We start from the raw sequence: 15,194 nt of genomic DNA on the forward strand, positions 1-15,194 counted from the left end.
TTAGGCGTACGATTCCCAGATGATCGGTTCGCTCTCCGCTTCACCCGGCTGCGAATCGTCAGTCCCCTCAAGCCCAGTGATACCGCCCGGCCCTCCATCCGGCTCCATAGCCGGCAGCGGCAGCGGACGGCGGAGCGCATCCGGCCCGCGAAGCTCCTCCCAGCCTTCGAGGATGATATGCGCGTTCGTGCCTCCATCCGCAAAACAGTTCAGCGCTGCGGTACGGGGACCCGTCCACTCCTGATGCTCCCTGCTGAAATAAAAAGGCGAAGCGCCGATATCGAAATGCTTCATCGGCGTATGGCCGGACAGGAACGGAACATACCCCCGGCGGTCCAGCATCAAGACAAGCTTAATCAAGCCGGCGATGCCTTCTGCACACAGCGGATGTCCAATGTTGGGCTTGGCAGACCCGATGCAAAGAGGCGGTCCGCCTGCCTTGCGGTACACGGCTTGGGTCGCCTTCAGCTCCAGCAGATCGTTCACCTCCGATCCTGACCCGTTCGCTTCGATGTAGCCGATCTCCTCCGGCTGCTTGCCGCTCCGGGCCAGTGCCTGGCGCATCACTTCTGTCTGCGCCGTATAATTCGGCGCGGCCGGTCCCGCCGTCCGTCCGTCATTGTTCACGGCAACGCCCTTAATGACCGCATAAATCCGGTCTCCGTCTATCAGCGCTTGCGCTACAGGCTTAAGCAGTACGATTCCTGCTCCTTCCGACAGCACCACGCCACTCGCTTTCCCGTCGAAGATATGGAATTGCGGCTCAGGACTCAGGATGCCGCGCTGCCGGAACAGCCGGTGCGATTTATCGGATACGAGCAGACTGACACCGCCGACAAGCGCGCATTCGATCTCGCCGGCAAGCAGTGCCTGTACCGCCACGTTCAAGCCGACGAGCGCCGACGAGCAGGCCGTATCCAAGACCACACTCGGACCCCGAAGGTCAAAATATTGCGAAATGTTAGCCGCCAAATAGTTCGTTCCGACCGCCCAAATCGGATTCCGGGCCTGGAGCAGGCTGGCTTCGTCCGGCTCGTGCCGGCTCCGCGCGCCGATATAGACTCCTATGCTGCGCTCCTTGATCTCTTCCGGCACATAGCCTGCATGATGCCATGCCTTCAGGCTCTCCTCGAGCAGCAGCAGCGCTTGAGGGTCCATCGCGTTCGCGTCTTCCTCGGACAGGCGGAAATGTGAGGCAGGCATCGTGCGCGAACAGTCAAGCAGCCCTGCATAATCAGCTGCTCCACCCGTCCAGTTATCCCGGGTTACCGTTCGGATCGCCGACCTTCCTTCTGACAATAGCCGCCAGTAGCCGTCCGGTGTCTCCGCTCCCGGGAAACGGCAGGACAGGCCGATGACCGCGATATCGGCCGGCCCCGTTCCTGTCCTCACTGCCGTGGCAGGAACGGGGTCTGCCTTTGGTGCGAGAGTCGGTTGAACCGGCTGCTTCTCCCGGCCGTTTAGCGTCGCTCCGAGAATACCCTTGTCCTTATCCGAAGCTTCTTCTTCCGGATTCGTTGCTGCCCCCAGGGAGAACGATGCGCCGTGTTTATCCGCCAGCCATTCCGACAGCAGGCGGATAGTCGGATATTCATATAGTACCGACGGGTCCAGATCAATGCCGGCCGACTGCCGTACGGTCCGCAGCACCTGGGCAAGCATTATGGAATCGACGCCGTATTCGGTGAACGGCGTATCGGGATCAAGCCGCGACTGTGCAAGCTTCAGTTCCTTCGCAAAGATGCCGGTCAAGAGTGCCGACGCGGAATACAGAAGGCCTTCTCTCCCGTCTTGTCCGTTATTATGGGCCGTCCCCTGCCGCACAGGCTGAGACTGCGGTTCCCCCTGCCCGCTCCCCAGGCTGCGCAGCAGCAGCTGTTCCGGCTTCCAGCGCTGCGGATCGATGACGGCCGGCAGCACGACCGGTCCAAGGCCCCGGGCTAGAATACGATCCAGCAGCCTTAAGCCTTCGTCATTCGTATGCGACAGCAGACCACTTTGCCGATAGATCCGGCTCTTCACTTCGCCTATGCCCGTTTCCTTCCAATTGGGCCACTGGACGCTGACAACCGGGATTTCCCCGCGCCATGCCTGTGCCGCGTAATCCATATAAGCATTCGCCATTGCATAATCACTCTGTCCGGATGCAAGCGCCGGCACAATGGACGACACGGACGAGAACAGCATGAAGAACTGCAGCGGCTCGCTTTTCATGCAGCGGAGCAATACATCCAGCCCCGCTGTTTTTGGAGCCAGCACCTCCCGGATGCCGCTGCCTGATTTCCGGATAAACGCCGGCGTCTCCTGATCGACGATCCCGGCGCAATGAAGCACGCCGCCGATCCGGCCCCAGGCGGCTCTGACTTCATCGAAGCAGCGGCGTACCGCCTCCTCATCGGTCAGATCAAGGGAAAGCACTTTCACCTCGGCCCCCAGTGCCTCGAGCTCTTTTATGGCCCGGATTTTCCGCCCGATCGCGCTGTCTGCGTCCGCCTCATATGCCTCCCACTGCTGACGGGGCGGAAATGCTTCCCGCCCCGTCAGCACCAGCCGCCTAACACCCCGGCGGTTGACGAAGTGCTTCGCACAGAGCGCCCCTATGCCGCGGGTGCCCCCGGTAATCCACAGCGTTTGCCCTTCCGGAAACGAGGCGGGCGTAGCTTCTCCGCTATCCATAGGCAGCTCACCCAAGCAGGCGCGGTACCGCGTCCCGCTTAGGTAGCGCACCTCGGCCTCCTCACTATCCGCCAGCAGCTCAGCGGCAATCGTCTCCGCCATAAAAGGCTCACCGCAATCCGGCCCGAAGTCGACATGCCTTGAACGAAGATGACTGTATTCGCTCTGCAGCATCCGGTACAAGCCGGCCCGCACAGCACCCGGCAGATTGGCCGGGCCATTCTCCGCCTCCAGCCCCCGGGTTACGCAGATCAGCGTCAGACCGTCCCGGCTCCCGAATTCGACCAGCCGCTGAAGCCAGGTTATCCAGTCTTCCGCCTCACCGCTCCGCTGCTTCCCGCAGCCGATTAAATCAATGAGACCCGAATAGGCCGCTTGCTCCGGTGCGGGCTTGTCCAGCTCGCCGCACAGCTGCTCGGGGCCGATGATCCGGGCCGGAGCAAGCTTATGCGACAGCAGCAGCGCTAACGGCTTCGTCTCCTCCGACGCCAGAATGGCGACCGTTCCGCGGTTGCTGCCCGGCTCTGCCCGGAGAGGGCAAGGCTCCCATTCCTTCCTCAGCATCCGCAGACTGCGCCCGGCAGGCTCGTCTTCGCCATTACGCTCCGCCTCCTGCCGGTGCTGTTCCGCCGCCGCGATGTCCCCGGCACCTTGTACAGTAGGCAGCCAGTACCGTTCCTTCAGGAACGGATACGTCGGCAGGCTGATCCGCCGGGGCTTGCGGTCCCCATACCATGCGTCCCAGTCCGCCGCCGCCCCTTGCACCCACAGCTCAAGCGCCGGCTTTGCCTTCTTTTGCCGGATACAGCGGTTCATCAGGGGTGTCAGCTCCTGCTCCAGCAGGCGCCGGTCGGTGAGTGCGCAGCCTGTAATCATATCGTCTCCCCCGCCAGCAGACAGGTAACTGTTCAATGCATCAATAACCGCTTTTCTGGAATCCGCCTGAAAAGCAAGCCGTACGTCCATTGCATCACGGCCAGTCTGCAGCGTATAGGCAACATCGGCCAAATCGATCTGCTCCCGGGAAGCGATCACAACAGCCAGGCTTCGGGCGTAGTCCGCCAGCTGCTCACCGCTTTTGGCCGACAGCACGAACAACGGCTGAACGCCCGTCCCGGCGGAAGGTCTCTTCTCGGTATATTCCTCAAGGACAAGATGGGCATTGGTTCCGCTGAAGCCAAACGAACTGACCGCAGTACGGCGCGGCGCACCTTCGCGGCTCTCCCAGTCCTTCGTCTCCGTATTCACATAGAACGGCGAATCTTCGCAGGAATAATGCTCATTCGGCACCCGGTAGTGCAGCGTCGGGACGAGCTTCTTATGACGCATAAGCAGCACGGCCTTCTGGATGCCGGCGATGCCGGCTGCCCCGGATGTATGGCCAATATTGCTTTTCACGGAGCCGATAGCGCAATAGCCTTTACGGCTCGTTCGTTCCTTAAATACGGCCGATATCGCCTCAAGCTCGATCGGATCGCCCAGCTTGGTGCCGGTTCCGTGCATCTCCACATAACCGATGCTCTCCGGATCAATGCCGTACTTCTCATAGATATCCCGCACAAGCTCCATCTGGCTGCTCAAGCTCGGCGCGGTGATGCCGTTCGTTCTCCCGTCCTGATTGACGCCCGATCCGAGAATGACACCATGAATGGAGTCACCGTCCGCCTCTGCGTCTCCCAGCCGTTTCAGGACGATGGCGCCGACTCCTTCGCCGGGTACGAACCCGTTGGCACTGTTATCGAAGGCTTTGCACTGCCCGTCAGGTGAGAGCATGCCCGCATCGCACATCGAAACGTACGTTTCCGGGGTCAAATATAAGCTAACGCCGCCGGCCAGTGCCATGTCGATTTCCCGGTTCAATAACGCCTGGCAGGCCAGATGAACGGCAACAAGCGAGGAGGAGCAAGCCGTATCAATCGGAATTGCCGGCCCCTTCAGGTTCAGGTAATAGGCCAAGCGGGCGGCAGCTATGGCGTAGCTGCTTCCTGTCGTATGGGCAAAGCCAAAGCCGGAAGACATGTCCGCCTTTCCTCTCTCCCTGCACAGCGCCCCGTATTCGCTGCTCATGATGCCGAGATATAGACCGCACTTCATGCCGTCCAGCCGCTGCGGGCTATATCCGGCGTCTTCAAACGCCTTGTACCCTTCCTGCAAAAACAACCGGTGCTGCGGATCCATCCATTCCGCTTCCGTCGGCGATATATGAAAAAAGAGCGGATCGAAATCCGCAAAATCTTCGAGCATTCCCAGCCATTTGGCATAAATTTTCCCTTTTTGAGGATGCGGATTGTAGTAGTTGCCGGTATTCCAGCGCGACGGGGGAATCTCCTTGACGGAATTCCTTCCCGCCGACAAATTGTCCCAATACTGCGGCAAATCGTCAGCCTCCGGATATTTGCCGGACATTCCGACAATCGCGATGGCTTCCCGGCCGGCAACCGTCCGGTCCGCAGGCTTATTCCGCCGCCCGTCTATGTTCGTATACGATTCGGCTGCGGCTGTCTGTCCTTTGCCGGATGTCAGAAGCGCCTTGGCTTCATCCGGCCGGATTTCCTTTCGCATCAGCGCCTGCAATATATGTTCCGCATTCATCGGCATTCCCTCTTTTGCCATAAATTCAATTCCCGAACAAGTTCATTATCCGGTCCCTCACTTCATCCTGAAAGAACGTCTTGGTGTGCATGTCAAGCTCCTGCTGCACAACTTCCGGAAGCTCCCTGCGCAAAGAAGCGGTCAAATGGTCTTTGAGCGTTATTAAGGATATTCTTGGTTTCTCCGCTAACTGTCTGGCCACGCTGTACGCATGCTCCAGCACTTCATTCCTTGGCAGTACAGGGAACGGAATACCTCTTCTCTGCAGCTCCGCGCCCCGATAGCTGCCTGCGCTGAGGAGCATTTCCTGCGCCAGGCTCATGCCCAGCTTACGGGGTACGATCAGCGTGGAGCCGAAGCCGGGCGTAAAGCCGTATTTCATAAAATTCGTATTGTATACGCTTTCCAAACTAAGAATGACTATATCTGAAAATAACCCGAGCACGAATCCGCCGCCAATTCCGTGACCCTGCATGGCGGATATCACCGGAATTTTGCAATTTAAGGCCAGGCTGTACACATCGAGATCGGTGAACCGGACGCGGCCTTCATGAAGGCTTAGCAGTGACTCACGGGTACCGCCGGAGGCAAAGTAGCTGTCGTATCCGGTCAGAATGACCGCTTTGCCGTCCGGATTGGCATCGATCTCCGCAAAGGCCGACCGCAGCCCGGCGATCAGCTCTCCTGAGAACATATTCCGGTTAGCACGGTCCTCCATCGTAATTTGGAAAATGCCTGCTTCCGCTTCATCCAGCCGAACGACCGAAGAGAACATTGCCATCAGCCCCCCCAGCTGTATTCACGGTGATAATCCCGGACCTGTACAAGCTCCAGCCGGCCTTTACCCCGCAGCGCCTGCCAAGCCTCCGGGATCAGCTGTGAATGGGGTTTCGCATTACGGGTTCCGAATTTGATCGCCTGCGTATCCCGCAATAGCTCATCGTATTCCGCCATTGACAGCGGATAACGTTCGCCAAGCGCCCGTTCGATGCCGAAACGCCGCTGCCGCCGCTGGCCTTCCGCCGTCACGACACCGCTATAAAACTCGGAGCAGCATCCCGAGCCGTAAGAGAAACAGCCGATTCGCCCCGGCGTCTCGAAGCTGCCCTGGTCGATGGTGCCGGCGAGAGACAGGAACAGGGTCGCCCCCATAATATTGCCTACCCGCTGGCAATAGCTGATTCCCGGCATAACACGCCGGAGGAAATCCTCCTCGATTTCAGCTTGCCCCGCCTTTGCTTCCTTTCGCATCATGGTGCGGTGGGCACCTTTGACCATTCCGCCGAATGGCGTATGGCTGGCCAGATATTGGAACGTACTCCGGTAATCCGCACCGATTACCCGCTTTTTGTATTCCTGGAACGTTTGCTGGCAGCAATCCAGGTAGGAGAGCAAGGATAGATCCACATCGCCCGCCTCCGTATCCGGAACGGGGCGGCAGGTATCCATCACTTCATATCCGTAATAACCGTTCGCTCCGATATCGGCTTCGAATACAGCCGGATTCTCGCCGACCAGCACCGCTGCTGCACCGGAGCCTCCGCTCGGTTCAGCGAACGACCAGTCCGCCCCTTCGGCCTCGGCGGCGTCAGCTGCCGAGAACCGGGAGATGTCCGTCGCGATCACCAGCGCCTTGGCTCCGGGCGAGGTTTGCGACAATACGAAATTGACGGCCATCTGGAATCCTGCTGTACCGGAATAACAGGCCTGTTTGATTTCGAATAGCCGGCAGTTCCGGCTTAAGCCCAAATAATGATGGATGTAGGTGCTGAGCGATTTGCCGAAATCGATGCCCGATTCCGTGCAAGTCACAAGCAGCTCTATCCGCCCGATCTCCTCCGGTGTCATATCATCGAGGAGCGGTTTGGCGGCGTTGACGCCGAACGTAACTGCATCCTCGTAGGGCATCGCCACCGTTTTTTCCTTCACCAGCAAATTCTCGAACCGGGAGGTGTTCAGGCTGCGGAATTTGGCCAGCTCGAGAACATCCAGGCTGGCTGACCCGCCGTACACATTCATCGCTTCGATTCCAACCGAGACCATCGTATCGCACTCCCATCGTTTATTTTGAAGCTTCCGTATAGCGAAGCTGCTGCAAGTAATGACCGGCTTGGCCGCTGTCGAGCGTCCCCGTGTATACCTTTTCCAATATCTCGTCGACCGACAGCTCGGCCTCAGCCGTGCCCGCGTTAGGCGGACCTTCCTTTTCTGCCTGCGTTTCCTGTACGTATTCCGCAAAATCATACAGTGTCGGATAGGCGTAGATTTGGGTTGCCGTTATTGCTGTACCGAATAGGCGGTTAACCGTCTGAATCCATTCCACGCCGATGACCGAATCCAGCCCCAAATCAACAAATTTCCGGGAAGGATCAATCTCTTCAGGCTTCATATACAAAGCTTCCGCCAAGCTTAAAGCCAGCTGCTTCAGCAGAACCGACGGCCCTGCGGATGGGGCGGACACCGGCGGGTGAAGGACGGCTTCCTCCTTCGGCAGATCAGCAATATGCCCCTCGGATGATGCGGATATCAGCTGAACCAAATACCCGGAAAAATCCCGTAGTGTCGGATACTCGTACACTTTCGTTGCCGGAATTTTCGTGCCGTACCGTTTGTTAAGGGTCTGAATCCATTCGACCCCGATAATGGAATCCAGCCCGAAATCAACGAACTTCCCGACCGGGTCGATCTCGCTGCGCTTCATGTAGAGCGCCTCAGCCAAGCTAAGTGCCAGTTCTTCCTGTAACACGTGCTCGTTACCGGCTTCGCTCAGGTCCGTCCTGCGCTGCGGTTCCCTGCTGCTGGACGCTCCGGCGGTAGGGGGCAGCAATTCGGAGGAAAACTTGAGCGAGATGAACGGTCTGGAACGGTCTGCCGCTTGTACGGTGATCTTGGACCCGTATTCGGTTACCGGCCGCAACGCTGTTATCCCCCGCAGCTCCGAAACTTCCTGCGTGCGGGCGTCAGCCGTTGAAGCCGTCTGCGGCTCTACATGCGGCTTTGCCGCGGCCGGAGCGGAGACCGCCGGGTATGAACCGGACTCGTACCCAACCGGCGCAGTGTCCGGCGCTTTCGGCTGCTCCGAAGCCACTTTGCCCCTTCTGTCACCAATCCAATACCGCTCCCGCTGGAACGGGTAGGTCGGCAGTCCAATCCGGGGAACGGGAACGCCGGCGTACATCGCCTGCCAATCAAGATCGTAGCCTGCCGCGTACAGCTCCGCCAACGCGTGCAGTCCGTTCTCCAGGGCCGCGCCCCGTACCGATTCTATTTCCCTGATAATGCCCTGTCCCAGCTCTTCGAAGAGCGGTTGACGGCGGAATTTCCCATTCACACCAAGGTGCCCGGCACTGAAATACCCGCCCGAATCGCGTCCTTCAAGCAGCGCCTCGAGCTTATCCTTCATGTCTTCCCGGCTCTGAACGACGAAGGCGGCCCGTGCCCCTGCGAAATGCTCCCTGCCGTTCAGCAATGCGGCGCATACTTCGGCGATCCGGTACGATCCTCCATTCCGTTCGAGCCATAGCAGTAAATCTCTCGCCCGGTTCTGCAACGCTTGCTCCGATTTAGCGGATACGCACAGCAGTTCGTGCGTACGGTCCAGCGGGGACAGAATCTTCCGCTCCGGCGCTTCTTCCACCAGCACATGGGCATTCGTACCTCCGGACCCGAAGCTGCTGACGCCTCCCCTGCGCAGCGGATGACCATCCGGCAAAGGCCAGGACTGCTGCTCCGAGGCAACAAAGAAGGGGGACTGGTCCAGCGAGCAATGCGGATTCAGCACATGAAAATGCAGTGAAGCCGGAATACTCCGGTTCCGCATGCTGACCACAAGCTTAAGCAGCCCGGCGATCCCCGCAGCTCCCTCGAGATGTCCGATATTCGTCTTAATCGAGCCTAAACCGCAGTAAGGCTGCGGGGAATCCTCCGTTTTACCGCCGGACAGCCTGGTGAACGCCTCCTTCAAGCCGCCGATCTCCACCGGATCACCGAGCGAAGTGCCCGTTCCGTGCGCTTCGATATAGCCGACCGTTTCGGGAGCAAAGCCAGCCTTAAGAAGAGCGGCGGCTACCAGATCGGCCTGCTTGGCCGGATTCGGAACCGTAAGTCCGCCGGCCTGGCCGCCATGGTTAACGGCCGTGCCTTTGATAACGGCAAGGATGGTATCCTGATCCCGCAGCGCTTGATCAAGCGGCTTCAGCAGCACCATGCCGGCTCCTTCCCCGCGCACGTATCCGTTCGCTTCGGCATCGAACGTGCGGCAGGCGCCGTCCTTCGACAGCATCCCCGCCTGGTAATAGGTGATGCTGTTGGCCGGGTGGCACATCAGATGGATGCCGCCCACAAGCGCCTGCCCGCATTCCCCGTCGGTCATGGAACGTACGGCCTCATGTATGGCTACAAGCGAGCTGGAGCAGGCCGTATCGATCAACAGACTCGGGCCATGCAGATTAAAATAATACGAAAGGCGGTTCGGCAGGGCCGCCATAGAAGCGCCGGGACCGTAGTAAACCTCGTGCTTATCCAGCAGCCTCTGATAATCAGAGCCGCTGGCCCCGATAAACACGCCTGTATCGCTTCCGGCCAGCTCCTTGGCCGGATAACCTGCGTGTTCAAAGCATTCCCAGGCAAGCTCAAGCAGCAGACGCTGCTGCGGGTCAATCCATTCGGCTTCCTTCGGGGATATCCGGAAAAACGAAGGATCGAAGCCCGAAATATCGTCCAAAAAACCGCCCCTATCGATCCCCCTATGGGATTGAGCCGTATCGACGGAATCCGGCCACTCCCATCTGCCGTCCGGCATACGCCCGACGGCGTTTCTTCCTTCCTGCAGCAGCTCCCACAGTTCATCCAGATTGGACACGCCTCCGGGAAACCGGCAGGCGGCGGCAACGATAGCGATACCGTTATCCGGTGCCGCTTCGCCAATCCTGGCAGCAGCTTGACGCAGGTTCCCGCTATCCGTGCAATCCGGAGCATCAACGGGCTTCACAGCGGCAACCTCCTCTTCGGCTTGCGGCTCCTGAGGGGCAGCCTGATCCTCCAAGTAAGCAACGATGAGCTGCGGCGTATTATATTGAAAGAAAAAGGCCGGCTCCAATCGGACAGAAAACTCGTGGCTGATCCGTTCGTTCAGCTCCAGCAGATCCGCCGAATCCAGTCCCATCTCCATCAAAGGCTGGTCCATGGAGAATTCTTGACCGCCCCCCAGGACGAGACCGATAACCTTCGTCACGTAGTCGCGGATCAAGCCGTTTCGGGATGGGACATTTCTGGCCGGCTGCGGCATCTGCACTGCGGGTAACGCTTTCACTACTTCAGGCGAAGGCGATGCTGCATGCTTAAGCTTCTGATGCCGGTGCTGCAAATCGTATTCGATCCAGACGCCTTGACCCTCGTTCGCGGTATCGAGCGGCCGGTAGCCCGGTATCAATTGCTTAATCTCCGCCCCATGCCATTCGTGAAATCTTAAATTCGGGTCCGCCGGGCTGCCATGCTCGTTGCGCAGCCGGATATAATCCTCCAGCGGGACCCCGGAATTCCGCGAGTAATTCTTGCACCGGGTAATGCCTGCTACGATATGTACTCCGCTAATCAGGCTGCATCGCAGCAGCATAAATTCCAGCAGCTGGTCCCCCAAATTCCGGTGCTGCATCCCGGGCAGAATGTTCAGTCCAAGCAGCTGGACTACCGGTCCATTCTCCTCTTGCAGCTCTTCCAACCGGCCGAAGGAAGCCTGCCTCAGATGCCCGGATGCTCCAATTCTCTGGGAGTACACCGCTCCGGCTATTCTTCCATCCACTTCAAGGACAAGCTGACCCGCCGGGTCCTGCTCCCATCTGCTCCGGATGGAGGAGGGCGGTGTCCGAAGATCCGGCTCCCAGCATGCCTCCTCCAGCTCCTCTAGAGCCGGCATATCGTCCAGACGGGCATACCGGATTCTATAGTCTCTCCGTTCGAACCGGTTCAAGGTAATACGGCCGAAGGGCATCGTCTTTGGGTATTTGCGGAAATAATTAGAATCCGGAAACAAGCCCGCCTCGGATGCGGCCATTAGAAACTGCTCTGCACTTACAAGAAGCTGCTGGGAGAAAGCGTGGTAGGCATCGAAATGCAAGCTTTCGCATTTGCTTATATAATCGCGTACAGTCCGCGTCTCCAGGCCGTGTACCTCCAGAATGATTATACCGTCCTTACCCATGACGGATGCCCAGCGTTCCAGATGCTCCACCAGGCTTTGAAACACGTCGGTTCCCGGAATCTCATTCCCTTCCGAATCGGTATACGGCTGGTCGAAACGGACCCGCGAGCGGGCAGCGGCCGACACCTGATCTGCCGGCGGCAGGTAGGGGCGGTCATGATCGAGAAACGAACGGACATGCAGAATATGCTCCGGGTCCCCGATCCCCAGCTCCCTCAAATCCCGGATCACCTGGGCCGGATCGCCAATATTGCCCTTAAGCACCAGATGCTCCGTCCCCTGCAGGGTCAGGCTTGTCGCGTCCAGCGCCTTCCCGTTATAATCGATGCCGATCAGCTTAAGCGGATATTCCTGCAAATGCCGGCCCCGGACCGTTTTGTCCCGGATGATGGCATGCATCTTCTTCAGCAGGGAGCCGTCCCCGCATCCCATGTCGGCAATATATTTCGGCTGCTCCGTGAGCGGCTCACGGTTGAATATCGCCAGGACAATTTCCTCCATATCGGAGAAATATTTCTCATGCTGAAATCCGCTGCCCACGACATTCAACGTCCGGTCGATATGCAGCTCATGCCCTTCCCCGTCATGTCCGAAGACTGCCCTGGAATCCCCGAACAGAATCTCGTCCATACTCATGAGCATCGGCCGGTAGGCGGCCATCGCCGCGGTAATGAAAATACGGTCCACCATAAAGCGGCCCGTATCAGTCAGGCAATCCTCTTCCTTAACTTGCGCCAGCCAGCCGTGATGTGAAAAGTAACGCTTAATCTCCTTACGGGTGCGCGCCCCCATGTTCTTCAGCAGCAGCGTGTTGCTTCCGTCTTGCCCGTAGCTTAGCTGGCCGTTTTCTTTCAGTGCCAGGAGGAGCGGAATCACTAGCAAGCCGTCCATAAACCGGGCCATGACCGGGTTCTGCATATCCCACTGCCGCTCCGACCGTTCGATCCAATGCTCCAGTGTGAGCTTGGATGGGTTTCTTTTTAAATATGATTTCATCGGAAATGACAACAGCGGCACGCCTTCCTCCCGCATCTGTTCATGAACATCGGCCGAAGCCGTGCGGATATAAGCATCCCCTTCGCTTCTCTCCACCCAATGCATCGATTCAAGCATGTTCAGCGCGATGCGTAAAAAACCCTTGTTGGCGTTCAGTTTCCCGGAAAGCTCCTGAAAAGAAACCGGGTCCGTCAAGGACAGCTCCGCGAAAAGTCCCTGCTTGCTGCATGCTGCAATGACGGGAATGGCTACATAGCCATTGCTATAATCGTTCAATATCGTCAGCATAGATTATTCGTCCTCCCAAGGAAATTGTCCCTTCTCCACATAGCGGTAAATCTTCTCCAGATTCCGGGGGTCCGCGAAAATCTTCTCGTTAGCCGCCAAAGCTAACGGTTTGGATGTCGTCAATATCCCGCGCAGCTCGTTCATATAGGTTTTGTAATGCGCAATCGCGGGTTTCGGCAGCTTCTTGAGCCGGAGTAAATGCCTGCGGAGCAGCATTTCGCTGTCCGGGCCGTACCCGTCCACAATCCCCCACGCATGCGCTTCCTGTACCGGAATCGGCTTCGTTGTGAGGGTCATGTAATGAGCCTTCTGAAAGCCCGTCCGCCGAATGAGAAACGGTAATACGCAAGCAGGAAAAAGCCCGAACAGAAGCTCGGACAAGCTGAACTCCGCCTTCTCGTCTGCCAGCACGATATCGCAAGCGGCTGCGAAGCCTACCCCTCCGGCGTTCGCTTTGCCTCTGACATGGGCAATCGTAATGAATGGACCTGTCGCCAGCTTCTGCCACAGGGCATACAAAGGCTCCGGACGATTCCCCAGCGGCTCCCCCGCCGTCAGCTTCGCATGTATACCCTTGAAGTCAGCACCTGTGCAGAAAATACCGTCCATGCCTTCCAGTACAATGACCGACGCACTTTCCTCACATTGCGCCAGCGCGTGTGAGCATTCTTCGACCAACCGGTCGTTTATCGTATTGCCGGCTTCCGGACGGTACAGCTGAAGATAACAGACCTGCCCCTCAACCCGGACCTTAATCGTGTCATAGTTCATGAGGTCCACCTGTATTCCCGGTGATATTCACGGATTTCCTCCAGAACAAGGCGTGCACTCCCGCTTGCAGACTTCAGTGCGCCGGGCAGTACTTCCGGATCAATCTTCAGATTGCGTGTGCCGAACCGAAGCGCGTTCGCAGGCTGGAACAACGATTCATATTCGTCAATCGATAGCGGATAACGCTCATCGAGCTGTTGGCCGATCATGAAACCGCGCTGAAGCTCCTGTCCCTTAGCTGAAGCAACTCCGCTAAAAAATTCGGAGCAGCAGCCGGAGCCGTAAGAGAAGCAGCCGATTCGGCCCGGCGTATCGAGACTTGCATGATCGATCGTACTCGCCAGCGAGAGCAGTGCAGTCGCGCCCATAATATTGCCTACCCGCTGGCAATACACCATACCGGGCCTAACCCGCCTTTGGAAGTCCGCTTCAATTTCAGGCGGCTTCGCCTGGGCCAGCTTCCGCATCATCGAACGGTGGGCGCCCTTCACCATTCCCCCGAAAGGGGTATGGAAAGCGAGATATTGAAAGGTCTCCCTGTAATCGGCTTCCGGCACCCTTTTTTTGTACTCCCGGAATGTCTGCTCGCAGCAGTCCAGATAAGACATCAAGGATAAGTCGGCATCGCCGGCTTCGCTGTCGGGAACCGGGCGGCAGCTGTCCATTACTTCATAGCCGTAATATCCGCTCGCCCCTACGTCGATCTGAAATACATACGGACGGGAGCTGACCAGCACAGCAACAGCGCCGGCCCCGGCACTCGGTTCGGCGAACGACCAATCAGCCGTCAGCACCTCCCCCGGCTCCACAGTCATGAAGCGGGAGATATCCGTCGCGACAACGAGCGCCTTCGCACCCGGTGATGCTTGGGACAGCACGAAGCTGATGGCCGTCTGCAGGCCCGCGATGCCTGAGTAGCAGGCCTGCTTGATCTCGAATAACCGGCAGTTCCGGTTCAGACCCAAATAATGATGTATATAGGTGCTAATCGACTTGCCGAAGTCGATGCCTGATTCCGTACAGGTGATAAGCAGTTCAATCCGATCCTTTGCTTCCGGCGGCAACGCATCAACTAGCGGCTTCGCCGCATTCACGCCGAAGGTGACCGGATCTTCGAACGGCAGCGCGACAGCCTTCTCTTTCATCATCAAATTGTCGAACCGGGTTGTATCCAATCCGCGATGCTTGGCCAGCTGCAGCACGTCCAGAAAGGCGGAGCCTCCATAGATATTCAACGCTTCAATTCCGACAGGCATTCTATTCCTCGCCCTCTCTGCTTTAAGTTTCTTCCTATCTGCTAAGACATATAGCCGTATTCATTCCGCTAGAGCCCGGTCGGGCAGCAGCGCATGACGAGCCCCATCCGTAACGCCTTACGCTTCCAAATCATACTTATGGTGACAGAGCTGCTCGCCTCCTTTCCTTTGGCAGGGCCCCCTTAGGGTTCACTGCCGGAACGATACTGCCGCATTCCCCTTTCCCGGACAAAATAAAAAGACCGGACACAGGTGTGTCTAGTCTTTACATATATGTATTGAAATTTGGAATTCATAATGTCGACAGCTTCGCCCTTTCATGCTTCCTTCCGGAAGGCACTACCATTTCTATCCTATGTCCATCGGTTGCCATATAACGTGCCGAAACATCGGTTATACAGCTTCCGGTTTCATTA

Annotated in this window: 6 protein-coding genes; all 6 read right to left on the reverse strand. The window is 57.9% G+C overall.

Features of this window, described 5'->3' with window-relative positions; genetic code table 11:
• From NYE33_RS27860 to NYE33_RS27885, 6 genes are read right to left on the reverse strand one after another with little or no spacing between them, the layout of a single operon-like run.
• The gene (locus tag NYE33_RS27860; protein ID WP_341068475.1) at nucleotides 1–5,268 is read right to left on the reverse strand and encodes a type I polyketide synthase; all 5,268 of its coding nucleotides are present in this window, start codon (nucleotides 5,266–5,268) and stop codon (nucleotides 1–3) included.
• A gap of 25 nt (nucleotides 5,269–5,293) precedes the next feature.
• Nucleotides 5,294–6,043 carry a polyketide synthase gene (locus tag NYE33_RS27865; RefSeq protein WP_341068759.1) on the reverse strand — a complete coding sequence of 250 codons (750 nt, stop codon included), beginning with the start codon at nucleotides 6,041–6,043 and terminating at the stop codon, nucleotides 5,294–5,296.
• A gap of 5 nt (nucleotides 6,044–6,048) precedes the next feature.
• Complete coding sequence (locus tag NYE33_RS27870) at nucleotides 6,049–7,311, reverse strand: hydroxymethylglutaryl-CoA synthase family protein (RefSeq protein WP_341068478.1); 1,263 nt, start codon at nucleotides 7,309–7,311, stop codon at nucleotides 6,049–6,051.
• 19 nt (nucleotides 7,312–7,330) lie between these two features.
• A complete protein-coding gene (locus NYE33_RS27875; protein ID WP_341068480.1) occupies nucleotides 7,331–12,751 on the reverse strand; it encodes an AprA-related methyltransferase in 5,421 nt (1,806 codons plus the stop codon).
• A gap of 3 nt (nucleotides 12,752–12,754) precedes the next feature.
• The gene (locus NYE33_RS27880; protein ID WP_042135868.1) at nucleotides 12,755–13,522 is read right to left on the reverse strand and encodes an enoyl-CoA hydratase/isomerase; all 768 of its coding nucleotides are present in this window, start codon (nucleotides 13,520–13,522) and stop codon (nucleotides 12,755–12,757) included.
• Nucleotides 13,519–14,778 (reverse strand): hydroxymethylglutaryl-CoA synthase family protein, encoded by a 1,260-nt coding sequence (locus tag NYE33_RS27885; protein WP_042135866.1) that lies wholly within the window; start codon nucleotides 14,776–14,778, stop codon nucleotides 13,519–13,521. Before NYE33_RS27885 ends, NYE33_RS27880 begins: the two co-directional genes overlap by 4 nt.
• Between the last annotated feature and the right edge of the window lie 416 nt (nucleotides 14,779–15,194).

The organism is Paenibacillus sp. FSL R10-2199, from assembly GCF_038000235.1.
Classification (GTDB): Bacteria; Bacillota; Bacilli; order Paenibacillales; family Paenibacillaceae; genus Paenibacillus_AQ; species Paenibacillus_AQ phytohabitans.

Coding starts and splice junctions, on each gene's coding strand:
- NYE33_RS27860 (WP_341068475.1), bottom strand. CDS start 5,268: ATGAATGCGGAACATATATTGCAGGCGCTGATGCGAAAGGAAATCCGG.
- NYE33_RS27865 (WP_341068759.1), bottom strand. CDS start 6,043: ATGTTCTCTTCGGTCGTTCGGCTGGATGAAGCGGAAGCAGGCATTTTC.
- NYE33_RS27870 (WP_341068478.1), bottom strand. CDS start 7,311: ATGGTCTCGGTTGGAATCGAAGCGATGAATGTGTACGGCGGGTCAGCC.
- NYE33_RS27875 (WP_341068480.1), bottom strand. CDS start 12,751: ATGCTGACGATATTGAACGATTATAGCAATGGCTATGTAGCCATTCCC.
- NYE33_RS27880 (WP_042135868.1), bottom strand. CDS start 13,522: ATGAACTATGACACGATTAAGGTCCGGGTTGAGGGGCAGGTCTGTTAT.
- NYE33_RS27885 (WP_042135866.1), bottom strand. CDS start 14,778: ATGCCTGTCGGAATTGAAGCGTTGAATATCTATGGAGGCTCCGCCTTT.